This is a genomic window from Streptomyces sp. S.PB5 (assembly GCF_030403745.1).
Taxonomy (GTDB): domain Bacteria; phylum Actinomycetota; class Actinomycetes; order Streptomycetales; family Streptomycetaceae; genus Streptomyces.
In genome coordinates, this window is the sequence record NZ_JAQMWP010000001.1 from 630,408 (window position 1) to 654,383 (window position 23,976).

At 71.0% G+C, this 23,976-nt stretch carries 20 protein-coding genes; 16 read left to right on the plus strand and 4 right to left on the minus strand.

From position 1 onward, the window contains the following. The first annotated feature begins 65 nt into the window (after positions 1 to 65). The 3 genes from PH203_RS02840 (at position 66) to PH203_RS02850 (ending at position 2,469) form a co-directional block, all read left to right on the plus strand. Positions 66 to 635: an SAV_6107 family HEPN domain-containing protein gene (locus PH203_RS02840; RefSeq protein ID WP_289915654.1), complete on the plus strand. Its 570-nt coding sequence runs from the start codon at positions 66 to 68 to the stop codon at positions 633 to 635. A gap of 390 nt (positions 636 to 1,025) precedes the next feature. Then, complete coding sequence (locus tag PH203_RS02845; RefSeq protein WP_289915656.1) at positions 1,026 to 1,796, plus strand: methyltransferase; 771 nt, start codon at positions 1,026 to 1,028, stop codon at positions 1,794 to 1,796. 277 nt (positions 1,797 to 2,073) lie between these two features. After that, complete coding sequence (locus PH203_RS02850) at positions 2,074 to 2,469, plus strand: DUF3040 domain-containing protein (RefSeq protein ID WP_289915658.1); 396 nt, start codon at positions 2,074 to 2,076, stop codon at positions 2,467 to 2,469. A gap of 203 nt (positions 2,470 to 2,672) precedes the next feature. Here PH203_RS02850 and PH203_RS02855 read toward each other — a convergent pair whose 3' ends face one another. The 4 genes from PH203_RS02855 to PH203_RS02870 form a co-directional block, all read right to left on the minus strand. Further along, positions 2,673 to 5,057, minus strand: coding sequence for a DUF3488 and transglutaminase-like domain-containing protein (locus PH203_RS02855; RefSeq protein ID WP_289915661.1), 2,385 nt, complete (start codon positions 5,055 to 5,057; stop codon positions 2,673 to 2,675). Next, positions 5,054 to 6,433, minus strand: a complete 1,380-nt coding sequence (locus tag PH203_RS02860) for a DUF58 domain-containing protein (protein ID WP_289915664.1) — start codon at positions 6,431 to 6,433, stop codon at positions 5,054 to 5,056. The genes PH203_RS02855 and PH203_RS02860 overlap by 4 nt, the downstream gene beginning before the upstream one ends. Beyond that, positions 6,433 to 7,461 (minus strand): MoxR family ATPase, encoded by a 1,029-nt coding sequence (locus PH203_RS02865; RefSeq protein ID WP_289915666.1) that lies wholly within the window; start codon positions 7,459 to 7,461, stop codon positions 6,433 to 6,435. The genes PH203_RS02860 and PH203_RS02865 overlap by 1 nt, the downstream gene beginning before the upstream one ends. A 253-nt stretch (positions 7,462 to 7,714) precedes the next feature. Next, positions 7,715 to 8,242 (minus strand): carbonic anhydrase, encoded by a 528-nt coding sequence (locus PH203_RS02870; protein ID WP_289915668.1) that lies wholly within the window; start codon positions 8,240 to 8,242, stop codon positions 7,715 to 7,717. Positions 8,243 to 8,572: 330 nt separating this feature from the next. On the opposite strand from PH203_RS02870, the gene rsmH reads away from it, so the two are divergent. From rsmH to PH203_RS02935, 13 genes are all read left to right on the plus strand, one after another. Further along, the gene (gene rsmH / locus PH203_RS02875; RefSeq protein ID WP_289915670.1) at positions 8,573 to 9,529 is read left to right on the plus strand and encodes a 16S rRNA (cytosine(1402)-N(4))-methyltransferase RsmH; all 957 of its coding nucleotides are present in this window, start codon (positions 8,573 to 8,575) and stop codon (positions 9,527 to 9,529) included. A 42-nt stretch (positions 9,530 to 9,571) separates the two neighbouring features. Beyond that, complete coding sequence (locus PH203_RS02880) at positions 9,572 to 10,111, plus strand: septum formation initiator family protein (protein WP_289915671.1); 540 nt, start codon at positions 9,572 to 9,574, stop codon at positions 10,109 to 10,111. 5 nt (positions 10,112 to 10,116) lie between these two features. Then, complete coding sequence (locus PH203_RS02885) at positions 10,117 to 12,081, plus strand: penicillin-binding protein 2 (protein WP_289915674.1); 1,965 nt, start codon at positions 10,117 to 10,119, stop codon at positions 12,079 to 12,081. A 174-nt stretch (positions 12,082 to 12,255) separates the two neighbouring features. Next, on the plus strand, positions 12,256 to 13,776 hold the full coding sequence (locus PH203_RS02890; protein ID WP_289916616.1) for a UDP-N-acetylmuramoyl-L-alanyl-D-glutamate--2,6-diaminopimelate ligase: 1,521 nt from the start codon (positions 12,256 to 12,258) through the stop codon (positions 13,774 to 13,776). Positions 13,777 to 13,780: 4 nt separating this feature from the next. Next, positions 13,781 to 15,181 (plus strand): UDP-N-acetylmuramoyl-tripeptide--D-alanyl-D-alanine ligase, encoded by a 1,401-nt coding sequence (gene murF / locus PH203_RS02895; protein ID WP_289915677.1) that lies wholly within the window; start codon positions 13,781 to 13,783, stop codon positions 15,179 to 15,181. Continuing rightward, positions 15,178 to 16,251: a phospho-N-acetylmuramoyl-pentapeptide-transferase gene (gene mraY, locus PH203_RS02900; RefSeq protein WP_289915680.1), complete on the plus strand. Its 1,074-nt coding sequence runs from the start codon at positions 15,178 to 15,180 to the stop codon at positions 16,249 to 16,251. The genes murF and mraY overlap by 4 nt, the downstream gene beginning before the upstream one ends. After that, positions 16,233 to 17,666 carry a UDP-N-acetylmuramoyl-L-alanine--D-glutamate ligase gene (gene murD, locus PH203_RS02905; protein WP_289915682.1) on the plus strand — a complete coding sequence of 478 codons (1,434 nt, stop codon included), beginning with the start codon at positions 16,233 to 16,235 and terminating at the stop codon, positions 17,664 to 17,666. The genes mraY and murD overlap by 19 nt, the downstream gene beginning before the upstream one ends. Before the next feature lie 20 nt (positions 17,667 to 17,686). Next, on the plus strand, positions 17,687 to 19,039 hold the full coding sequence (gene ftsW, locus PH203_RS02910) for a putative lipid II flippase FtsW (RefSeq protein WP_289915685.1): 1,353 nt from the start codon (positions 17,687 to 17,689) through the stop codon (positions 19,037 to 19,039). A 6-nt stretch (positions 19,040 to 19,045) separates the two neighbouring features. After that, positions 19,046 to 20,143: an undecaprenyldiphospho-muramoylpentapeptide beta-N-acetylglucosaminyltransferase gene (gene murG / locus PH203_RS02915; protein WP_289915686.1), complete on the plus strand. Its 1,098-nt coding sequence runs from the start codon at positions 19,046 to 19,048 to the stop codon at positions 20,141 to 20,143. Between the two features lie 36 nt (positions 20,144 to 20,179). Next, positions 20,180 to 20,974, plus strand: coding sequence for an FtsQ-type POTRA domain-containing protein (locus PH203_RS02920; RefSeq protein ID WP_289915690.1), 795 nt, complete (start codon positions 20,180 to 20,182; stop codon positions 20,972 to 20,974). Between the two features lie 278 nt (positions 20,975 to 21,252). Beyond that, positions 21,253 to 22,449, plus strand: coding sequence for a cell division protein FtsZ (gene ftsZ / locus PH203_RS02925; RefSeq protein ID WP_289915691.1), 1,197 nt, complete (start codon positions 21,253 to 21,255; stop codon positions 22,447 to 22,449). Beyond that, a complete protein-coding gene (gene pgeF / locus PH203_RS02930) occupies positions 22,446 to 23,183 on the plus strand; it encodes a peptidoglycan editing factor PgeF (RefSeq protein WP_289915692.1) in 738 nt (245 codons plus the stop codon). The genes ftsZ and pgeF overlap by 4 nt, the downstream gene beginning before the upstream one ends. Positions 23,184 to 23,189: 6 nt before the next feature. After that, the gene (locus PH203_RS02935) at positions 23,190 to 23,909 is read left to right on the plus strand and encodes a YggS family pyridoxal phosphate-dependent enzyme (RefSeq protein WP_289915694.1); all 720 of its coding nucleotides are present in this window, start codon (positions 23,190 to 23,192) and stop codon (positions 23,907 to 23,909) included. The last annotated feature ends 67 nt before the right edge of the window (positions 23,910 to 23,976 follow it).

The following is a 23,976-nucleotide window of genomic DNA, read 5'->3' on the forward strand; positions in this document are numbered from 1 at the left end:
CACGATGGGCACATACGGCATCCCGTAACGGGACGTGCCGTCACACAGACGACAGGAGGTTCGTCATGGCCAGCTATCACGCCGCAGCCGCCCGCCGGCGCCGCGCCACCGGCCCTGCCCCCTCACTGACCGGTCCGGCGAGCGACGTGCACCCCGTGCTCCGCCGGTCCACGGCCCCGCCCGCCGCCCTCGACCTGCTCGCCCAGGCCCGTGCCGGACTCGACGAGGCCGCCGTCCTGGAGACTCCGAACGAGCGCTATGCCACGGCCCACCTCGCCGCCCTGCGCACCGCCGCCGCCGTGCTCGCCGCACGAGGGCGCCCCGAGCCCACGTCCCGACGCCGGGCCAAGATCCGGAGCGCCTGGGAAGTGCTCCCCGAGATAGCGCCCGAGCTCGCCGAGTGGAGCGCGCTGTTCGCCTCCGGCGCCCGGCGCCGCGCCCGGGCCGAGGCGGGTATCCAGGGCGCGGCCAGCCGCCGGGACGCCGACGACCTCATACGCGACGTGGCGATGTTCCTGCGCCTCGTCGAACGCATGCTCGTCCTCCAACCGGTCCTGCCCCAGCCCCGCCAGGACATGGACCAGCCGGACCCGGGCGAGCACGACACGGGCCGGGACATGCCGGACGCGGGCTGACGGCCCCTACACGGCCGGGTTGTGCGCCGGTCAGGGGTGCCTGGAGACCGGGGGTGCCTGCCCACGGGGCCCTGGCGGCCGGGGTACCTGTCGGCGCCTAGCCGTGCGCCGGCGGGGGCGTGCGCCCTCCGGGCGCCTGGAGGTCCGCTCGGGCGAGGGTCGCGGACTCCTCGCGAACCCCTCACCGACTCCCCGTGCCCCGCCTGCGGACATCTAGAGGTCCGCCGTATGAGACGTGGGGTCGGGCCGCTGGCCGTGGTGGCCGGGTGAGGCATCCGAGGCAATAGGGTGGAGGGCGCCTGAAGCCTTCCCCGCCGGTACCCCGGAGGGGCGGGCAGCCCGTTCGCCCCGCCGCGCAAGAGGCGGTGCCGCGCCGAGGAGTCAACTGCCGTGTCGGACCCACTGCGACCCCGCGCCTCTCTCCGTACCGCCGTGGTCTGGGAGGTCCTCCAGGAGGCCCTTGAACGGCGGGTCAAGGCCACGGGCCAGGAGTCGCTCGACATCCTGGACACCGGGGGCGGCAGCGGTAACTTCGCCGTGCCCGTCGCCCGGCTCGGCCACCGTGTCACCGTCGTCGACCCCAGCCCCAACGCGCTGTTCGCCCTGGAGCGCCGCGCCGCCGAGGCCGGAGTCGCCGACCGGGTCCAGGGTGTCCAGGGCGACGCCCACGGCCTGTTCGACGTGGTCGAGCGCGGTGCCTACGACGCGGTGCTGTGCCACGGCGTGCTGGAGTACGTCGACGACCCGGCCGAGGGCATCCGCAACGTGGTGGCCGCCCTGCGTCCCGAGGGCGTCCTCAGCCTCCTCGCCGCCGGCCTCGGCGGCGCCGTGCTCGCCCGCGCCCTCGCCGGTCACTTCAAGGAGGCCAAGCAGGCCCTCGACGACCCGAACGGCCGATGGGGCACCGGCGACCCCGTGCCGCGCCGTTTCACCACCGACCAGCTCACCGAGCTGGTCGAGGGCGCGGGCCTGACGGTCGCCGCCGTGCACGGCGTACGGGTCTTCGCCGACCTGGTCCCCGGAGTGCTGGTCGACACCGAGCCCGGCGCCCTGGAGGCCCTGCTCAAGCTGGAGGAGGCGGCGGCCGAACTCCCCGCCTTCCACTCCGTGGCCACGCAGCTTCATGTGCTCGGTGAGACCCGAGGGACCGCAGAGGCCTGAGACGACTCCGCTGGTGCGGCGCTGATCAGGGACTTGGGTGCAGATGGAGTACGCCACAGGCCCCCCGATCGGGCGGTCGGCGCCGTATGATCGAGGGAGACCGTCCGGCATGACGGGCCGGCCGCTGGGGAATGCAAGATCTAGCGGGCCGGGACGTTCATGGCGGAATCCCGGTTGGCCAATTGGCGTAGAGGGGCGGGTTTCACGGGGGCGATTCCCTGCCTATCCTGAAGGGACCCCCTAGTCGCCCCGGCGACTGCACGATGAGGAGGACTCCGTGCCGCTCTCGGAGCACGAGCAGCGAATGCTCGAGCAAATGGAGCGAGCGCTGTACGCCGAAGATCCCAAGTTCGCGACAGCGCTTGAGGGAAGCGGGCTGCGCACGTACACCCGGCGACGGGTCTACCAGGCGGTCGCGGGCTTCCTCGTGGGTATCGCGCTCCTCATGGCCGGTATGGTCGCCAAGCAGGTGTGGCTCAGTGTGGTGGGCTTCCTCGTCATGCTGGGCTGTGCGGTACTCGCCGTGACCGGTTGGCGCAAGGCTCCCAAGCCGGGCGAGCAGCCCGCGGCCGGTGCCCCCCACGCTCGCCGTCAGACCAGGCAGAAGCGCTCCATGATGGACCGCATCGAGCAGCGCTGGCAGAAGCGCCGCGATGAACAGGGCGGCCATTAGCTCGACCAGCAGCTGATGCTGAGGGGGTGACCGCCCGGCGGGTGGTCACCCCCTCACGCACGCCCTCTTCGCGGTTCCGTACGCCCCCTCGCTGCCCGTCGGCGGGTGGCGGAGATCCCGGCCCGCGCAACGCTTGAGGCCCCGATCCGCTCACATGGATCGGGGCCTCAGCCATTGCTCCGAAGGCCACGGGCTCCGAAGGCTCAGCCCTGCTGGCCCGACGGCTTGCGCAGCGTCGGTCTGGCCGCCGCCGCCCGGGCCGTCACGCCGTTCCACCACTCCGAGAACGCCCACACCACCCGCACGGTGGAACGCGGGGCGAACATCGCCCGCAGTTCCGTGCCGCGGGGTGCCGGATCGGCGAGGCCGGCGATCGCCCGCCGGACGTCCTCCGCCAGCCCCGCCGTCGGGCGCGGCCGCGGTGCGTAGAGGACCTGCTCCACGGCGTCCGCCACCCGGTGGACCGCGGCAGCGGCCGCCGGGTCGAGATGGCCGAGTCTGACGATCCGGGCCGCGGCCTTGCGCGGGGTCTGTGAATCGTCCGGCAGGATTCCGAAGTCCCATGCCGTATCGGTCAGTTCCAGCCAGACCGCCAGGGTGTGGGGCGCGACGTCCGCCTCACCGCGGCCGTGCGCGCCCAGCCGGGTCGCCCGGACGCGCCGCCGCCACAGCATCGGCGCCAGCGGGATCACCAGGGCGGCCAGCCCGCCGAGGGCCCATGCCAGCACGACGTACCACTTCGGCCCGTCGTCCTCCGTGACGGGCAGGGCCGCGGAGGACTCGCTCGGGCACGCGTCCAGCTTCTTCTGCTCCGCCGAGCAGCTCTCGCTCGCCGAGGCGGAGGTGGACGGCGCCGTGCTCGCCGACGACGACGGGCTGCCGATGCTCGGGAGGGAGGTGTTCGGGCTGTCGGTCTGGGTGTACTCGGGCAGCGTGCCCCGGGTCGGGGTGGGCTCGAAGCGGGTCCAGCCCACGCCCTCGAAGTACAGCTCGGGCCAGGCGTGGGCGTCCCGCAGCCCCACCGTCACCGTGCCGTCGGCCTCCGGAGTGCCGGGCGCGAAGCCGACCGCCACCCGGGCCGGAATGCCCAGGCTGCGGGCCATCGACGCCATGGCGAAGGAGAAGTGGATGCAGAAGCCCTGCTTGTCCCTGAGGAAGTTGGCGATGGCCCGGGAGCCGGTGCCGACGCTCACCTGGGTGTCGTACTGGAAGCCGCCGGTCAGGGAGAAGTACTCCTGGAGCTTGACCGCCTGCTCGTAGTGGTTCGCGGAGCCCTTGGTGACCTCACGCGCGGTGCTGGCCACGACCGGCGGCAGCGAGCTCGGCAGCTTGGTGTACCAGGCCTTCAGGTCCGCGGGTGGCGCCGGGGCCGCGGCCAGTTGTTCCGCGGTCGGCTGCACGACCAGGCTCTTGACCTCGTACGTGGACCCGCCGGTGTTCTGGCCCTTGTCGCCGACGAGGGCCATGCCCTCGGGCTCGTAGCGCCAGTTGCCGTCGATCTGCACCCCGCTGGGCGGGTACGGCATCGGCAGCCAGTCCTGCTTGTAGCCCTTGTCGGCCGCGACCAGGGTCGTGATCTCGGCACGGCGGACGTCTGCGCCGAGACCGACCGGGTTGGGGAACTCGTCCGGCACCGGGGCGATGTCGCGCTTGGACGCTTCCCAGACCTTGCCGTCGAACTTGTCCAGGGACACGATCCGCATATAGAGGCTGGACTGGTCCTCGGGCTTGGTGCGCAGGGTCAGGACCTTCTTGTCCTGGTCCAGGTTGAGGTTGTCACGCAGGGACAGCAGCGGGTTCACCGCGGAGATGGTGCCGCCGCTGCCGTTGCCACCGCCCACCCCCGCCCCGGCGCCGTCCAGGAGGCCGCCGTCCATCGCGGGCAGCGCGACCGGCACCACCAGGGCGAGCCCCAGTGCGACCGCGCCGATGCGCCGCCCGGTGCGGACCGGCGCCACCACGCCGGATTCCCCGCCCGGGGTGCGAGGCGCGCCGCCGAAGACCCGGCCCCACTGGGAGAGCCGGTCGCGCCCCTCCGCGAGGAGCAGCGTCAGATAGCCGGCCGCCGCGACCAGGAACCACAGCCAGTCGGAGCCGCCGTCGGACAGCCCCGCGGCGACGGAGTACAGCGCGAGCAGCGGCAGCCCGGCCGGAGCCGCACTGCGGAAGGTCACCGCGAGGGCGTCCACGGCGAGGCCGATGACCAGCACCCCGCCGACGATCATCAGCCGGATGCCGTCGGACTCCAGCGGCGCCGGGATCGCGTACCGCGCGATGTCGTCGCTGCCCTGCTGGAGGAGATCGGCGAAGCGCTGGAACGCCTCCGGACCCGGGACCAGCCCGCCGAGCGCCTGCTCCCGGGTGAAGGCCAGCGTCAGCATCATCAACGTGACGAGGGCCTGTGCGGCCACCGTCAACGGCCGGGCCAGCGGCACCCGTCGGGTCGCCGCGCCCACCAGCGACTGGATGCCGAGCAGGAAGCCGGCCTGCAGGATCCAGGTGGCCGGCTCGACCAGGGGGAGCATGGCGCAGGACGCCATCAGGGTGGCCGCCCAGGCGCACAGGGCCAGTCGTGCCCGCCCGCTCATGCCGGTCCTCCCTCGGCTCCGCCGCCGCTCGTGGCACCGAGGCCGGTGCGCTCGCGGTCCGCCTGGCGCCACAGCTCGGTCAAGGACGCGCCCCGCGGCACGCGCAGCGCCGTCCAGCCCGCCTCGCGCAGCATCCGCAACCGCTCCTCGTTCCTGTCCAACGGCCGTGCCGCATCGCCGGGTTCCCGCACCCAGCCGTCACTGTCCAGCAGGAAGGCGACCGCGCTGCCACTGCGCTGGCGCATCTTGGCCGCCACTGTCGCCTGTACCTCGTCGAGGTCGCCGAGGAAGGCGACCAGCAGCCCCTCGTTCCCCCCGCGCAGCACGTCGTAGGCCCGTGACAGGCCCGTGCCGTCGGAGTGGTCGATCACGGCGAGGGTGTCCATCATCAGCCCGGCCGCGTCCGCCGACTCCTGGCTGGCGCCCGCGAACCCGTCCGCGCCCTCGCCGGGCACCGAGTTGCCGGTGTCCGTCAACAGTCGTACGGAAAAGCCCCGTTCGAGCATGTGCACCAGCGCCGACGCGGTGCCCGAGACGGCCCACTCGAAGGCCGAGTCGGGGCCCGCGCCCCGGAAGGCGAGAGACCGGGTGTCCAGCAGCACCGTGCAGCGGGAGCGCTGGGGCTGCTCCTCGCGGCGCACCATCAGCTCGCCGTAGCGCGCGGTGGACCGCCAGTGCACCCGGCGCAGATCGTCGCCGTAGCGGTACCCGCGCGGGATGACGTCGTCCTCGCCGGCCAGCGCCAGCGAGCGCTGCCGCCCGTCGCCGTACCCCTTGGCCTCACCGCTGAACCGCACCGGCGGCAGCGGCTCCACGCGCGGGATCACCGTCAGGGTGTCGTACGAGGAGAAGGACCGGGTCAGTTCGCACATGCCGAACGGGTCGGTCAGGCGCAGCTGGAGCGGGCCCAGCGGATAGCGGCCGCGCAGGTCGGAGCGGACCCGGTAGGAGACCTCGCGGCGGCCGCCCGCCTCGACCCGGTCCAGGACGAAGCGGGGGCGCGGGCCGAGGACGTAGGGCACCCGGTCCTGGAGCATCAGCAGGCCGGTGGGCAGCCGCGAAACGTTGTCCACGCGGAGATGGACCCGGGCCTCGGAGCCGGCGGGCACGCGCGCGGGGGAGAGCCGGCGGCTGCCGGCGACCCGGTAGCGGGTGCGGTAGAGCACGGTCGCGCAGACCAGCGGCAGCACGGCGAGCAGCAGGCCGACCCGGAGCAGATCGCTCTGCCCCAGGACGTACGCGCAGATGGCTGCGGCGATGCCGGCGGCCAGGAAGGAGCGGCCGCGGGTGGTGAGCCCGGCCAGTGCGGTGCGCACCCCGCCCTTGTCGCCCCGGTCTGCCTCGGAGTGCTGGCCCGGCCCCGCGGCGGTGGTCATCACAGCCTCCGCGGCGGCTGCTGGCCGTACGTCTGCGTGCCGTGGCCCAGACCGATGCCGCTCTGCTGCTGGGGCACCGGGGTGCGCTGCAGGATCTCCTGCACGACCTGCTCGGAGGTGCGCCGGTTGAGCTGGGCCTGGGCGGTGGGCAGCAGCCGGTGGGCCAGGACGGCGACGGCGAGGGCCTGCACGTCGTCCGGCAGCGCGTAGTCCCGGCCGCTGAGAGCGGCGGACGCCTTCGCCGCGCGCAGCAGGTGCAGCGTCGCACGCGGGGAGGCGCCGAGTCTCAGGTCGGGGTGGCTGCGGGTGGCCGCGACCAGGTCGACCGCGTACCGCCGGACCGCGTCGGCCACATGGACGCCGCGGACGGCGTCGACCAGCTTCACGATGTCGTGCGCGTGCGCCACCGGCTGGAGGTCGTCCAGCGGGTTCACCCCGCCGTGGATGTCGAGCATCTGCAGCTCGGCCTCCGCGCTGGGGTAGCCGATGGAGACCCGCGCCATGAAGCGGTCGCGCTGGGCCTCCGGCAGCGGGTAGGTGCCCTCCATCTCCACCGGGTTCTGCGTGGCCACCACCATGAAGGGACTGGGCAGCTCGTACGTCTGCCCGTCGATGGTGACCTGACGCTCCTCCATGGACTCCAGGAGCGCCGACTGTGTCTTCGGCGAGGCGCGGTTGATCTCGTCGCCGATCACGATCTGCGCGAAGATCGCGCCCGGCTTGAACTCGAAGTCCCGGCGCTGCTGGTCCCAGATGGACACACCGGTGATGTCCGAGGGCAGCAGGTCGGGCGTGAACTGGATACGCCGCACCGAGCAGTCGATGGACCGCGCCAGTGCCTTGGCCAGCATGGTCTTGCCCACGCCCGGCACATCCTCGATCAGAAGATGCCCCTCGGCGAGCAGTACGGTCAGCGAAAGCCGTACGACCTCGGGCTTGCCCTCGATCACACCCTCCACCGAACTGCGGACTCGCTCCACAGTGGCAGTCAGATCAGTAAGGCTCGCTCGATCGTCATAGGTCGTCACCCGGCCCTCCTCGGCCCGTTCTTTCTCCGGGCCGACGCTCTGCAGTGCGGACCGGCCCACCCCTGAAACACGGACACCACGCGTGAATGGTTCCGCGCGACGTCCACCCCCGCATTCTTGCTGCCGTTACCGATTCGTGTCACTCGCCTGTGGACAACTGCCTGCGATATGTCGGGGCTTGCGACCTTTTGAGTACCCCGGAACCGGAAATCAACAGCAGAAAGACAGCTTCGGAGGGCGATCGGAAAGGCGATCAGGAAGGGTCGATCTCGCGCAGCAGGCCCGTCTTCACGTCGAACACGAAGCCGCGCACGTCGTCGGTGTGCAGCAGGAACGGGTTGGTGCGCACCCGCTGCATGGACTGCCGTACGTCCTGGTCGACGTCCCGGAAGGACTCCACGGCCCAGGCCGGGCGCTGGCCGACCTCCATCTCCAGGTCGGTGCGGAAGTCCTCGGTGATCTGCTCCAGACCGCAGCCGGTGTGGTGGATCAGGACGATGCTGCGGGTGCCGAGCTTGCGCTGGCTGATGGTGAGCGAGCGGATGACGTCGTCGGTGACCACGCCGCCCGCGTTGCGGATGGTGTGGCAGTCACCGAGCTCCAGGCCGAGCGCCTTGTGCAGGTCGAGCCGGGCGTCCATGCAGGCGACGATGGCCACGTGCAGGACGGGGCGGGCGTCCATGCCGGGATCGGCGAAGGCGGCGGCGTACCGCTCGTTCGCCTCGACGAGGCGGTCTGTGACCGCGTTGGTGGCGGAGGATGCGGAAGTCGTCATAGGCATGACGTTACTGGTCACGCCGTTTCCGGTCTTGTTGTGAGATGGGAAAAAGAGCGTTATCACGTGCTCACTGTGAGGTAACCCACAAGGGTGAGGAGGGGGGCTCTCCCCGCCGGGCCGCGCCGCACAGGCCGGTTGATTGACCGCGAGACAGCGTGGACTAAAGTGACGCGAAGCGGGAGGCGAGGTCTCCCCGCTGGCATGAATTCCCCAGGAGACACCGGCAAAGTCACCGGATCTCCCCACGCGCGCGGCGCGTACGTACGGCTCGGCCCTCTCCCGGAGGGCGGGGATCCGGCGGTGCGGACGGCCCGCCGGACCTGAGAGGGCCCCTTGAGCAACAGTCGACATGTCCCGGTGATGCTCCAGCGGTGCCTGGACATGTTGGCCCCCGCCCTGCAGGCCCCCGGCGCGGTCGTCGTCGACTGCACCCTCGGCCTCGGCGGCCACAGCGAGGCCCTCCTCCAGCAGTTCCCCGAGGCCCGCCTCGTCGCCCTCGACCGCGACAAGGAGGCCCTGCGCCTGTCCGGCGAGCGCCTCGCGCCGTACGGGGAGCGCGCGACCCTCGTCCACGCGGTGTACGACGAGCTCCCGGAGGTCCTGCGAAGGCTCGGCGTCCCGCGCGTGCAGGGCGTCCTCTTCGACCTCGGCGTCTCCTCCATGCAGCTCGACGAGGCCGACCGCGGCTTCGCCTACGCCCAGGACGCCCCGCTCGACATGCGCATGGACCAGACGACCGGCGTGAGCGCCGCCGAGGTCCTCAACACCTACCCGGCCGGTGAACTCGTCCGGATCCTCCGGGCGTACGGCGAGGAGAAGCAGGCCAAGCGGATCGTGTCGGCGATCGTGCGCGAGCGCGAGAAGGAGTCCTTCTCCAACAGCGCGCGGCTGGTCGAGCTGATCCGGGACTCCCTGCCGCAGGCCGCCAAGCGCACCGGCGGCAACCCGGCCAAGCGCACCTTCCAGGCCCTGCGCATCGAGGTCAACGGTGAACTCGCCGTCCTGGAAAGGGCGATCCCGGCCGCGGTGGACGCCCTCGCCGTGGGCGGTCGGATCGCCGTCCTGTCGTACCACTCGCTCGAGGACCGCCTGGTCAAGCAGGTGTTCGCGGCCGGTGCCGCCAACACCGCGCCCCCCGGGCTGCCGGTCGTGCCCGAGCAGTACCAGCCGCGGCTCAAGCTGCTCACGCGCGGTGCCGAACTTCCCACGGAGGAAGAGGTCGCCGAGAACCGGCGCGCCGCCCCCGCGCGGTTGCGTGGTGCCGAGCGCATCCGGGAGGCGCTGGAATGAGGAGCGTGAGTGGGTTGGGCAACTGGACTCACTGGAGGGTGAGTGAGTAGGAAACCCGAACTGAGGGGGCGGGCCGCCCGTCTCGCGCGACTCTTCCCGACCACCGGGGGCCGGGCCCAGGCGGCCCGCACCCCGTTCGTCCTCCTCGTCGTCCTGCTCCTCGGCGGCGGTCTCATCGGGCTTCTCGTGCTGAACTCCGCGCTCTCCGAAGGGGCGTTCAAGCTCGACGACCTCCAGCGGGAGACCAAGAGCCTCACCGACCAGGAGCAGGCCCTCCAGCGGGACATCGACGCCTACTCCGCCCCGGACGCCCTGCAGCGCCGGGCCCGCGAACTCGGCATGGTCCCCGGCGGCGACCCCGCCTTCCTCGACCCCGACGGCACCGTCAAGGGCGTCCCGGGAGCCGCGGCCGAACAGTCCTCGGCCCAGGTCGTACGGCCGCCCGAGGTGATGCTCCCGCCGCCGGTCACCTCGGCACCCCCGTCGCCCTCGGCGACCCCGACGGCGGCCGCCACGCCCGGCGCCGCCGCAGCCAGCCCCTCCACCACCCCGTCCTCCCCGACCCCGACCCCCGGCAGGTGACGGAAGTGTCCGACAGGGAACCGCCGCGCCGCCGTGTGCCCGGACCCGCCAGGCCCGCCCCCGACGCCCGGCGGCGCCCCGCCGGCCCCGGCGCCCGCCCGGCCCGCCGGCCCACGGCGCCACGACCGAGGGCGCCGCGTCCCGCGGCCCCGCGCCTGATCAGGCTCGGCAGCCCCCGGCCCCGGCTCCGCATGGTCAGCCTCGCCCTGACCCTCGTACTGATCGCCTTCACCGTGCGACTGCTCCAGGTCCAGGCCGTCGACGCGAGCACCTATGCCGCCAAGGCCGAGCAGAACCGGTACGTCGGCTACACCCTGGCCGCCGAGCGCGGTCAGATCACCGACCGCTCCGGGGTGGCTCTGGCGACCAGCGTGGACGCGTACGACATCACGGCCGACCCCACGCTGTTCAGCAGGAAGCAGCTCAAGATCTCCGACGGGCCCGAGCAGGCGGCCGCGCTGCTCGCCCCGATCCTCGGGCAGGAGCAGGCCGAACTCGCTAAGAAGCTGCGGGCCAAGGGGCAGTACGTCAAGCTCGCCGGCCGGCAGACGCCTCAGGTCTGGAAGCAGATCAAGGATCTCAAGAGCGCGCTGGCCGCGAAGGCCGCCGAGGACAAGACCACCGTCAATGTGCTCGCCGGTGTCTTCGCCGTCGCCACCAGCAAGCGCGTGTACCCCAACGGTGATCTCGCCGCCGGGATACTGGGCTGGGTCAACGCCGACGGCAAGGGCGGCGGCGGGGTCGAGCAGCAGCTGAACGGCCTGCTGGCCGGCAAGGACGGCAAGATCCGCTACGCCCAGTCCGGCGGCCGTCAGGTGCCGACCGCGGGTTCCACGGAGACCCCCGCCGTCGCCGGCAGCGACGTCGAGCTCACCATCGACCGCGACATCCAGTGGGCCGCGCAGAACGCCATCTCCGAGCAGGTGAAGAAGTCCAAGGCGGACCGCGGGTACGTGATTGTGCAGGACACGCGGACCGGCGAGATCCTCGCCATGGCCAACTCGCCCGGCTTCGACCCAGGCGACCTGTCCCAGGCCGATCCGAGCACCCTGCACAACTGGGCCGTGGAGGACGCCTACGAGCCCGGCTCCACCGCCAAGGTCATGTCGATGGCCGCCGTGCTGGAGGAGAACGTCGCGACGCCGCTGACCCATGTCGTCGTGCCCAACCGGCTGCACCGCGGCGACCGGCTCTTCCAGGACGACATCGACCACGAGACCTGGTACCTCACGCTCAACGGCGTGCTCGCCAAGTCCAGCAACATCGGCACCATCCTGGCGACCGGCCAGCTCGGCAGGACGCAGGCCCAGTCCAACCAGGTCCTCTACTCCTATCTGCGCAAGTTCGGCCTGGGCAGCTACAGCGGCCTCGACTTCCCCGGCGAGACCAGAGGCATCCTCGCGGCGCCGCAGGACTGGTCGACCTCGCAGCAGTACACGATTCCTTTCGGCCAGGGCGTCTCCCTCAACGCGATGCAGGCCGCGTCCGTCTACTCCACGATCGCCAACGGCGGCGTACGGATCGAACCCACGCTCGTCCGCGGCACCCAGGGACCTGACGGCCGCTTCACCCCCGCCGCGAAGCCGGAGCGGACAAGGGTGATCAGCGCGAAGACGGCGAAGACCCTCGCCCAGATGCTGGAGTCGGTCGTGGACGACCGGGAGGGCACCGGCACCAAGGCGCGCATCCCCGGCTACCGGGTCGCGGGCAAGACGGGTACGGCCAACCGCGTGGATCCGGCCACCGGCAAGTACCGCGGCTACACCTCCTCGTTCGCCGGGTTCGCGCCCGCCGACAAGCCCCGTGTCACCGTGTACTGCGCCATCCAGAACGCCACCAAGGGCAGCTACTTCGGCGGCCAGATCTGCGGTCCCGTCTACAAGCAGGTCATGGAGTTCGCCCTGAAGACCCTCCAGGTCCCGCCGACCGGGGCCAAGTCCGCCAGCCTCCCCGTCACCTTCAAACCCTGACCTGCACTGTTCAGCACGGAACCACCCAGGAACCAGCTCGTGACAACGATCACTCCCGATTCCGGGAACCAGGGCGTGCCCCTGCCCTCACTTCGCTCCGAACGGGGTGTGCCCGGTACGCTCACCGCCGTGCCACACGCTGATCAGTCCCAAACCACCCAGAAGGGCCATCCCGTGACATATCCGGGGCCGCCCCGGCCGGTTCAGGTCTCCGCCACACCCCTTGCGGAGCTCGCCGATCAGCTGGGTGTCACCGGGCCGGAGAACGACGTAACGGTCACGGGCATCACCCATGACTCGCGCGCGGTCCGCCCCGGCGACCTGTACGCCGCCCTCCCGGGCGCCCGTCTGCACGGCGCCGACTTCGTGACCCAGGCCGCCGGCCTCGGCGCGGCCGCCGTGCTGACCGACCCGACCGGCGCCGAGCGCGCCGCTGCGACCGGCCTGCCGGTCCTGGTGGTCGACGACCCGCGCGCGCGGATGGGCGAACTGGCGGCCACGATCTACGGCCGCCCCGGCCGCGATCTGCTCCAGATCGGCATCACCGGCACCTCCGGCAAGACCACCACCGCCTACCTGGTGGAGGGCGGTCTGAAGGCCGTCCGCAGCACCGGGCTCATCGGCACCGTCGAGATGCGCATCGGCGACGAGCGCATCAAGTCCGAGCGCACCACCCCCGAAGCCACCGACCTCCAGGCCCTGTTCGCCGTCATGCGCGAACGCGGCGTCGAGGCGGTCGCCATGGAGGTCTCCAGTCACGCGCTGGTCCTCGGCCGGGTCGACGGCACCGTCTTCGACATCGCCGTCTTCAACAACCTGAGCCCGGAACACATGGAGTTCCACTCCGACATGGAGGACTACTTCCAGGCGAAGGCGCAGCTGTTCACGGCGAAACGCAGCAGGCTCGGCATCGTCAACTACGACGACGAGTACGGCCGCAGGCTGGTCAAGGAGGCGGGCGTCCCGGTCCTCACCTTCTCCGCCGAGGGCCACCCCGACGCCGACTGGCGCGCCGAGGACGTCCAGGTCGGCCCGATGGACTCGACGTTCACCGTGGTCGGCCCGGGGGGCGAGCGGATCGCCGCCAGGTCGCCGATCGCCGGGCCCTTCAACGTGGCCAACTCCCTCGCCGCGATCGTCGCCCTCGCCGCCGCCGGCCTCGACCCGCAGACCGCGGCCGACGGCGTGGCCGCGGTGGCGGGCGTGCCGGGGCGCCTGGAGCGCGTGGACGCCGGACAGCCGTATCTGGCGGTCGTGGACTACGCCCACAAGACCGACGCCGTCGAATCGGTCCTGCGCGCCCTGCGCAAGGTCACCGAGGGCAAGCTGCACATCGTGCTCGGCTGCGGAGGCGACCGCGACAGGACCAAGCGGGCCCCGATGGGCGCCGCCGCGGCCCGGCTCGCCGACACCGCCGTACTGACCTCCGACAACCCCCGCTCCGAGGACCCCCTCGCGATCCTCGCAACCATGCTCGAAGGCGCGGCGTCCGTGCCAGTACACGAGCGCGGCGAGGTCCAGGTCTTCGAGGACCGGGCCGCCGCGATCGCCGCCGCCGTCGCCCGAGCACGGCCCGGAGACACCGTGCTGGTCGCGGGCAAGGGCCATGAGCAGGGCCAGGACATCGCCGGGGTGGTCCGTCCCTTCGACGACCGCCAGGTGCTTCGAGAAGCCATCCAGAAGACCCAGGGATGAACTTGTGATCGCCCTCTCTCTCGCCGAGATCGCCTCAGTCGTCGGCGGGCAGACCCACGACATACCGGATCCGTCGGTACAGATCACCGGGCCGGTGGTCCGTGACTCCCGCGAGGTGGAGCCCGGCAGCCTCTTCGTCGCCTTCGTCGGCGAGCGCGTCGACGGCCATGACTTCGCCGCGCAGGTCGTCGAGGCGGGCGCGGCCGCCGTCCTGGCCTCGCGCCCGGTCGGCGTCCCCGCGATCGTCGTGGACGACGTGCAGACCGCGCTCGGCGCCCTCGCCCGTCATGTCGTACGACGGCTCGGTGCGACCCTCGTGGCCCTCACCGGCTCCGCGGGCAAGACCAGCACCAAGGACCTGATCGCCCAGGTGCTGCAGCGCAAGGCGCCGACGGTGTGGACCCCCGGCTCGCTCAACAACGAGATCGGGCTGCCGCTGACCGCCCTGAGCGCCACCGACGAGACGAGGTTCCTCGTCCTGGAGATGGGCGCCCGCGGCATCGGCCACATCCGCTACCTCGCGGATCTGACGCCGCCGAAGATCGGCCTCGTCCTCAACGTCGGCACCGCCCACATCGGCGAGTTCGGCGGCCGTGAGCAGATCGCCCAGGCCAAGGGCGAGCTCGTCGAGGGCCTGCCCGAGGACGGTACGGCGGTCCTGAACGCGGACGACCCCCTCGTACGGGCCATGGCGTCCCGTACGAAGGCGAGGGTGATCCTTTTCGGAGAGTCCGACGAAGCGGACGTACGCGCCGAGAACGTGCGACTCACGGACAGCGGACAGCCTGCCTTCCTGCTTCGCACACCCTCCGGTGCAAGCGAAGTGACCATGCGCCTGTACGGTGAGCACCACGTGTCGAACGCGCTCGCCGCGGCCGCCGTCGCCCATGAGCTGGGCATGTCCGCGGAAGAGATCGCCACCGCGCTCTCCGAGGCGGGCTCCCTCTCCCGCTGGCGGATGGAGGTCACCGAGCGCCCCGACGGCGTGACCGTCGTCAACGACGCCTACAACGCCAATCCGGAGTCCATGCGGGCCGCCCTGCGCGCGCTCGTGGCCATGGGCCAGGGGCGGCGGACCTGGGCGGTGCTCGGCAAGATGGCCGAGCTCGGGGACGAGGCGCTCGCCGAGCACGACGCGGTCGGGCGGCTCGCCGTCCGGCTCAACGTCAGCAAGCTCGTCGCGGTCGGGGGCAGGGAAGCGTCCTGGCTGCAACTGGGCGCATATAACGAGGGTTCGTGGGGTGAGGAGTCGGTGCACGTGTCCGACGCACAGGCGGCGGTCGACCTGTTGCGCAGTCAGCTGCGCCCGGGAGACGTCGTACTCGTGAAGGCGTCCCGTTCGGTGGGCCTGGAGAGTGTCGCCGCGGCGCTGCTCGGCGGCGAGGGTGAGGTTGCCGCCCGATGATGAAGCAGATCCTGTTCTCGGGAGTCATCGGCCTCTTCCTGACCCTGGTCGGCACCCCGCTGCTGATCAAGCTCCTGGCCCGCAAGGGCTACGGCCAGTACATCCGGGACGACGGCCCGCGTGAGCACGCGAGCAAGCGCGGTACGCCGACCATGGGCGGTATCGCCTTCATCCTGGCCACGGTCGCCGCCTACTTCCTGTCCAAGCTCATCACCGGCTACCCCCCGACCTACTCGGGTCTGCTGGTGCTCGGCCTGATGGTCGGCATGGGTCTGGTCGGCTTCCTCGACGACTACATCAAGATCGTCAAGCGGCGCTCGCTGGGTCTGCGGGCCAAGGCGAAGATGGCCGGCCAGCTGATCGTCGGCATCTCCTTCGCGGTGCTCGCGCTGATGTTCCCGGACGCCCGCGACAACACCCCGGCCTCCGACCGGCTGTCGTTCATCACGGACTTCGGCTGGAAGATCGGCCCCGTGCTGTTCGTGGTCTGGGCGCTGTTCATGATCCTCGCGATGTCGAACGGCGTGAACCTCACCGACGGTCTGGACGGTCTGGCCACCGGCGCCTCCGTGCTCGTCTTCGGTGCCTACACCTTCATCGGCGTCTGGCAGTTCCAGGAGTCCTGCGCCAACGCGGGCACCCTGACCAACCCGGGCGCCTGTTACGAGGTGAGAGACCCGCTCGACCTCGCGGTCATCGCCTCGGCGCTGATGGGTGCCTGCCTGGGCTTCCTGTGGTGGAACACCTCGCCCGCGAAGATCTTCATGGGCGACACCGGTTCGCTCGCGCTCGGCGGTGTCCTCACCGGTCTCGCGATCTGCTCCCGCACGGAGCTGCTCGTGGCGATCATGGGCGGTCTGTTCGTCCTCATCACCATGTCGGTCGTCATCCAGGTCGGTTCCTTCCGGCTCACCGGAAAGCGCGTCTTCCGCATGGCACCGCTCCAGCACCACTTCGAACTCAAGGGCTGGTCAGAAGTCCTGGTCGTGGTCCGCTTCTGGATCATCCAGGGCATCTGTGTGATCGTCGGCCTGGGCCTCTTCTACGCGGGATGGGCAGCAGAAAAGTGACCTCCTCGGAGCCTCTCGACTGGCAGGGCAAGCACGTCACCGTCGCCGGACTCGGCGTCTCCGGCATCCCGGCGGCCAAGGTGCTGCACGCGCGCGGGGCGCACGTCACGGTCGTCAACGACGGCGACGACGCACGCGCGCGTGAGCAGGCCGCCGAACTGGAGGCGCTCGGCATCACCGTCCGCCTCGGTGACGGCGCGACCCTGCCCGAGGGCACCGACCTCATCGTCACCGCACCTGGATGGAAGCCGGACAAGCCGCTGTTCGAGGCGGCCCGTGCGGCCGGCGTGGAGATCTGGGGCGACGTCGAACTCGCCTGGCGCCTGCGCGGCCCCGACGCGGCCCCCTGGCTCGCGATCACCGGCACCAACGGCAAGACCACGACCACGCAGATGCTCGCGTCGATCCTCAAGGCGGCGGGCCTGCGCACGGCAGCCGTCGGCAACATCGGCGTCTCGGTGCTGGACGCGGTGCTCGGCGAGGAGCAGTACGACGTCCTGGCCGTGGAGTTGTCGAGCTATCAGCTCCACTGGGCGCCCTCCCTGCGCGCCCACTCCGCCGCCGTCCTGAACCTCGCCCCGGACCACCTCGACTGGCATGGCTCCATGGAGGCGTACGCGCGCGACAAGGGCCGCATCTACGAGGGCAATCGCATCGCCTGTGTCTACAACGTGGCCGACAAGGCCACCGAGGACCTGGTGCGCGAGGCGGACGTCGAGGAGGGCTGCCGGGCCATCGGCTTCACCCTGGGCTCCCCGGGCCCCTCCCAACTCGGGCTCGTGGACGGCATCCTGGTCGACCGCGCCTTCGTCGAGAACCGGCAGAAGAACGCCCAGGAGCTCGCCGAGATCTCCGACGTCAACCCGCCGGCCCCGCACAACGTCGCCAACGCCCTTGCCGCGGCGGCCCTCGCCCGTGCGTTCGGGGTGCCCCCGAAGGCCGTACGGGACGGTCTGCGGGCGTTCACGCCGGACGCGCACCGCATCGCGCATGTGGCCGATGTGGACGGGGTCGCTTACGTCGACGACTCCAAGGCCACCAACACCCATGCCGCGGAAGCCTCGTTGGCGGCCTACGAGTCGATCGTGTGGATCGCGGGCGGACTCGCCAAGGGTGCCTCCTTCGAGGAGCTGGTCGCCAAGTCGGCAAAGCGACTTCGCGGTGTCGTGCTCATCGGCGCCGACCGCGCGCTGATCCGTGAAGCCCTCGCGCGACACGCCCCGGAAGTACCCGTCGTCGACCTCGACCGGACAGACACTGGGGCGATGCTCCAGGCGGTGACGGAGGCGAAGCGGCTGGCTCAGCCCGGCGACACGGTGCTGCTGGCCCCGGCCTGCGCCTCCATGGACATGTTCACCAACTACAACAAGCGCGGTGACGCGTTCGCGGAGGCGGTTCGCGAACTCGGCTCCTGACCGACGTAGCGGAGGCTCTGATGCCCAGCAGCCGTACCGGCCGACCGCCCGTGCAACGGGTCGTCAGACGTCCCGCCGCCTCCCGTCCGGTGCGCGACAACCCCGTACGACGCCTCTACACACGCGCGCGCAAAGCCTGGGACCGGCCGCTGACCGCGTACTACCTGATCCTCGGCGGCAGCCTGCTGATCACCGTGCTCGGGCTCGTCATGGTCTACTCGGCGTCCCAGATCACGGCCCTGCAGAAGTCGCTGCCGGGCTCCTTCTTCTTCCGCAAGCAGTTCCTGGCCGCCGCCATCGGTGCCGTGCTGCTGCTGATCGCCTCCCGGATGCCGGTCAAGCTGCACCGGGCGCTGGCCTATCCGATCCTCGCGGGCGCCGTCTTCCTGATGGCGCTGGTGCAGGTGCCGGGGATAGGAGTCGCGGTCAACGGCAACCAGAACTGGATCGCCCTCGGCGGCTCCTTCCAGATCCAGCCCAGTGAGTTCGGCAAGCTCGCCCTGGTGCTGTGGGGCGCCGATCTGCTGGCCCGCAAGCAGGACAAGAAGCTGCTGACCCAGTGGAAGCACATGCTGGTGCCGCTGGTCCCGGTCGCCTTCATGCTGCTCGGGCTGATCATGCTCGGCGGCGACATGGGCACGGCGATCATCCTCACGGCGATCCTCTTCGGCCTGCTGTGGCTGGCGGGGGCGCCCACCCGGCTCTTCGTCGGGGTGCTGTCGATCGCCGCCACGATCGGTGTGATCCTGATCAAGACCAGCCCCAACCGGATGGCCCGGCTCCAGTGCATCGGCGCCACCGACCCGGGCCCGGGGGACGCCTGCTGGCAGGCCGTGCACGGGATCTACGCCCTCGCCTCCGGCGGAATCTTCGGCTCCGGGCTCGGCGCGAGTGTGGAAAAATGGGGGCAACTCCCGGAAGCGCACACGGACTTCATCTTCGCCGTCACCGGTGAGGAACTGGGCCTGGCGGGGACGCTGTCGGTGCTGGCCCTCTTCGCGGCTCTAGGCTATGCGGGTATCCGCGTGGCCGGACGCACGGAGGACCCCTTCGTCAGGTATGCCGCGGGAGGCGTGACCACCTGGATCACGGCCCAGGCCGTGATCAACATCGGTGCGGTGCTCGGCCTGCTGCCGATCGCCGGAGTCCCCCTCCCGCTGTTCTCCTACGGAGGATCCGCCCTGCTCCCGACCATGTTCGCCATCGGGCTGCTGATCGCCTTCGCGCGTGACGATCCCGCTGCGCGGGCGGCGCTTTCGATGCGGCAACCCCGCTTTGGTAGAAAGCGGGGTGGCGGGGGGCCTTCGGGACCTCGGAGATGGAACACGATGCGACGGCGTGCCTCGGTGGCGCGCTCGTCCGGAGAGCGGTGAATTTCGGTGCATGTCGTACTCGCCGGTGGGGGGACCGCCGGCCACATCGAGCCCGCGCTCGCCCTCGCGGACGCCCTGCGCAGGCAGGACCCGACCGTGGGGATCACGGCCCTCGGCACGGAGCGCGGCCTGGAGACCACGCTGGTCCCGCAGCGGGGCTATGAGCTCGCGCTGATCCCCGCCGTACCGCTGCCACGCAAGCCCACCCCCGAGCTGATCACCGTCCCGGGCCGGCTGCGCGGCACCATCAAGGCCGCCGAGCAGATCCTGGAACGCACCAAGGCGGACGCCGTCGTCGGCTTCGGCGGTTATGTGGCGCTGCCCGGCTATCTCGCCGCCAAGCGCCTCGGTGTGCCGATCGTGATCCACGAGGCCAACGCCCGCCCCGGCCTCGCCAACAAGATCGGCTCGCGGTACGCCGCCAGGGTCGCCGTCTCCACCCCGGACAGCAAGCTGCGCGACGCCCGCTACATCGGCATCCCGTTGCGCCGCACCATCGCCACCCTGGACCGGGCCGCCGCCCGCCCCGAGGCCCGCGCGATGTTCGGCCTCGACCCCAACCTGCCGACCCTCCTGGTCTCCGGCGGCTCCCAGGGCGCCCGCCGCCTCAACGAGGTCGTCCAGCAGGTCGCCCCCTGGCTCCAGCAGGCCGGCATCCAGATCCTGCACGCGGTCGGCCCGAAGAACGAACTGCCGCACGTACAGCAGATGCCGGGGATGCCCCCGTACATCCCGGTACCGTACGTGGACCGGATGGACCTCGCGTACGCCGCGGCCGACATGATGCTCTGCCGCGCGGGCGCGATGACCGTCGCCGAACTCTCCGCCGTCGGACTTCCGGCCGCCTACGTCCCGCTGCCCATCGGCAACGGCGAACAGCGGCTCAACGCCCAGCCGGTGGTCAAGGCCGGCGGCGGACTGCTGGTCGACGACGCGGAGCTGACCCCCGAGTGGGTCCAGCAGAACGTCCTGCCCGTCCTCGCCGACCCGCACCGGCTGTACCAGATGTCCCGCGCCGCCGCCGAGTTCGGCCGCCGGGACGCCGACGACCTGCTCGTCGGCATGGTGTACGAGGCGATCGCCGCCCACCGTGCACACCGCTAGGGACGGCGTCTTGACATAGAGCGAAGGGCAGGGAGCGTGGCCGGAACGACTACCGCCGAGCGCGGTGAACGCCAGCAGGAGTCGTCCGGTCCGCCGCCTGCCCGGCGCTTGAGGGTGCCTCAACCCCGTACGATCATCATTCTTGCCGTCGCGCTGGTCCTGCTCGGCGCGGGCAGCGCCTGGGCGCTGTACGGCTCGCAGTGGCTGCGTGTGGAGCGGGTGACGGTCTCCGGCACCGACGTCCTGACACCCGCACAGGTGCGCGAGGCCGCCGATGTCCCGCTCGGATCGCCACTGATTTCCGTCGACACCGATGCGATTGAGGCACGGTTGCTACGGAAATTGCCCCGAATTGACTCGGTTGACGTGACTCGCTCCTGGCCCCATGGAATCGGGCTGAAAGTGGTCGAGCGGACTCCGGTTCTTCTTGTCGAAGAGGGCGGAAAGTTTGCCGAAGTGGACGATGGCGGCGTCCGTTTTGCCACGGTTTCCCAGGCTCCGAAAGGCGTTCCCGCGCTCGAATTGACGGTCTCCGAGTCCGGCTCCGCCGCTGCGAGCCTGCGCCGCTTCGGCGCGGACCGGCTCGTACGCGAAGCCGTCCGCGTCGCCGGTGACATTCCGGCCGCCGTCGCGAAGAACACCCGGACCGTCAAGGTGCGCTCGTACGACGACATCTCGCTGGAGTTGAGCGGTGGGCGGACCGTCGCGTGGGGGAGTGGCGAGAAGGGCACCGCGAAGGCCCGTACGCTCACCGCTCTGCTGAAAGCTGCGCCCGATGCGCGGTACTTCGACGTCTCGGTTCCCACCGCCCCTGCGTCATCAGGGAGTTGACGTACATCCGCGCAGGCCAGCACCCTGGTTGGCTACCGCTACGGCTGATCACATAGGGTGAAAAGAAAAACGGGAGGTTCGGCGTGTTCGTTGAACGTGCGCCACTTGTCGACTTAGTGTCCTGTTCAGAAGACTCCAGGGAACAGACACACTGGTAACCCTAAACTTCAACGTTAGGGTTCGGGTCGGCACTATGGACCGTCCCATTCGGCATCCGTCGGCGTATCGCATGACCACGCGAGACGACGACACGTAACTCGAGGCGAGAGGCCTTCGACGTGGCAGCACCGCAGAACTACCTCGCAGTCATCAAAGTCATCGGTGTCGGCGGCGGTGGTGTCAATGCCATCAACCGGATGATCGAGGTCGGTCTCAAGGGCGTCGAGTTCATCGCCATCAACACCGACGCACAGGCGCTGTTGATGAGCGATGCCGACGTCAAGCTCGACGTCGGCCGGGAACTCACCCGCGGACTCGGCGCCGGAGCCAACCCGGCCGTCGGCCGCAAGGCCGCCGAGGACCACCGCGAGGAGATCGAGGAGGTCCTCAAGGGGGCCGACATGGTCTTCGTGACGGCCGGTGAAGGCGGCGGCACCGGCACCGGCGGCGCGCCCGTCGTGGCCAACATCGCCCGCAACCTGGGCGCCCTCACCATCGGCGTCGTCACCCGCCCGTTCACCTTCGAGGGCCGGCGCCGCGCCAACCAGGCCGAGGACGGCATCGCGGAGCTCCGCGAAGAGGTCGACACCCTCATCGTCATCCCGAACGACCGGCTGCTGTCCATCTCGGACCGCCAGGTCTCGGTCCTCGACGCCTTCAAGTCGGCCGACCAGGTCCTGCTCTCCGGTGTCCAGGGCATCACCGACCTCATCACCACGCCCGGCCTGATCAACCTCGACTTCGCCGACGTCAAGTCGGTCATGTCCGAGGCCGGTTCGGCCCTCATGGGCATCGGCTCGGCCCGCGGCGACGACCGCGCGGTGGCCGCCGCCGAGATGGCGATCTCCTCGCCGCTGCTGGAGGCGTCCATCGACGGCGCCCGCGGTGTGCTGCTCTCCATCTCCGGTGGCTCCGACCTCGGCCTGTTCGAGATCAACGAGGCCGCCCAGCTGGTGAGCGAGGCCGCCCACCCCGAGGCCAACATCATCTTCGGCGCGGTCATCGACGACGCCCTCGGCGACGAGGTGCGCGTCACGGTCATCGCCGCCGGCTTCGACGGCGGCCAGCCGCCGGCCCGCCGGGACACCGTCCTCGGCTCGGCCTCCAACTCGGCCCGCCGCGAGGAGCCCACTCCGGTACGGCAGACCGAGTCCCGCCCGTCCTTCGGCTCGCTCGGCAGCGTCACGCCGAAGGAGGACCCGGAGCCCGCGCCCGACCCGGTCGCCGACCTCCCGGTCGCCCCGCCGGTCCCGCCGTCGCGGACCTACTCCGACAGCGCGGCCGAGGAGCTGGACGTGCCGGACTTCCTGAAGTGATAGGACAGCGCTCCGGAACGAGCACTGTGAGCGGCGCGCACTTCGCCTTCACCGACCGGTGGGGCGGGGTGAGCGCCGTTCCGTACGAGGAGCTCAACCTCGGCGGGGCGGTCGGGGACGACGCCGACGCCGTACGCACCAACCGTGAACTGGCCGCCAAGTCGCTGGGTATCGACCCGGCGCGGGTGGTCTGGATGAACCAGGTGCACGGGGCGGAGGTGGCCGTGGTCTCCGAGCCCTGGGGTGACCGGCCGGTGCCGGAGGTCGACGCGATCGTCACCGCCGAGCGCGGTCTCGCCCTCGCCGTCCTCACCGCGGACTGCACGCCGGTCCTGCTCGCCGACCCGGTCGCCGGAGTCGTCGGTGCCGCCCACGCGGGCCGGCCCGGCATGGTGGCCGGGGTCGTCCCCGCCGCCGTACGGGCCATGACCGGACTCGGCGCCGATCCCGCCCGGATCGTCGCCCGCACCGGACCCGCCGTGTGCGGCCGGTGCTACGAGGTGCCCGACGCGATGCGCGCCGATGTGGCCGCCGTCGAACCGACGGCGTACGCCGAGACGAGCTGGGGCACACCCGCGGTGGACGTGACCGCCGGAGTGCACGCGCAGCTCGAAAGGCTCGGGGTGCACGACCGGGAGCAGTCGCCGGTGTGCACGCTGGAATCGGGCGACCACTTCTCGTACCGACGCGATCGCACCACGGGGCGACTCGCGGGATATGTCTGGCTGGACTGAGAGAGCATGACGGACCGTAAGGGCGAACTCGCCGCGAACCTGGCGAAAGTGGAGGAGCGCATCGCCGCCGCGTGCACGGCCGCTGGGCGCAAGCGCGAGGAGGTGACCCTGATCGTGGTCACCAAGACCTACCCCGCGAGCGATGTGCGGATCCTGGCGGAACTCGGCGTGCGCCACGTCGCCGAGAACAAGGACCAGGACGCGGCACCCAAGGCGGCCGAGTGTTCGGATCTGCCGTTGACTTGGCACTTCGTGGGCCAGCTGCAGACCAACAAGGTGCGTTCTGTGGCCGCTTATGCCGATATGGTGCAGTCCGTCGACCGTGCTCGGCTTGTCACCGCGCTCTCCAAGGAAGCGGAGCGGCAGGGGCGGGAACTCGGCTGTCTGATCCAGGTCGCGCTCGACGCGGACGAGGGCGGACGCGGGGACCGCGGGGGTGTCGGACCCGATGGAATCGAAGAGTTGGGCGAACTCGTGGCGCGGTCGCCGGGGCTGCGGCTGGCGGGTCTGATGACCGTCGCACCGCTCACCGGCGTCTACGCGGGGCGCGAACTCGCGGCGTTCGAGCGGTTGATGGATTTGTCGACCGACCTGCGCCGAGCTCATCCGGCTGCGAACATGGTCTCGGCAGGAATGAGTGCGGATCTCGAACAGGCCGTGGCGGCCGGGGCGACACATGTACGCGTCGGCACCGCGGTACTCGGTGTCCGCCCGAGGCTCGGGTAACGTCGCCAGGAAGTCGGACCACAGCAGAAAATATGGTCAATACCGCCGAAAAGCGGGTGTAACGACC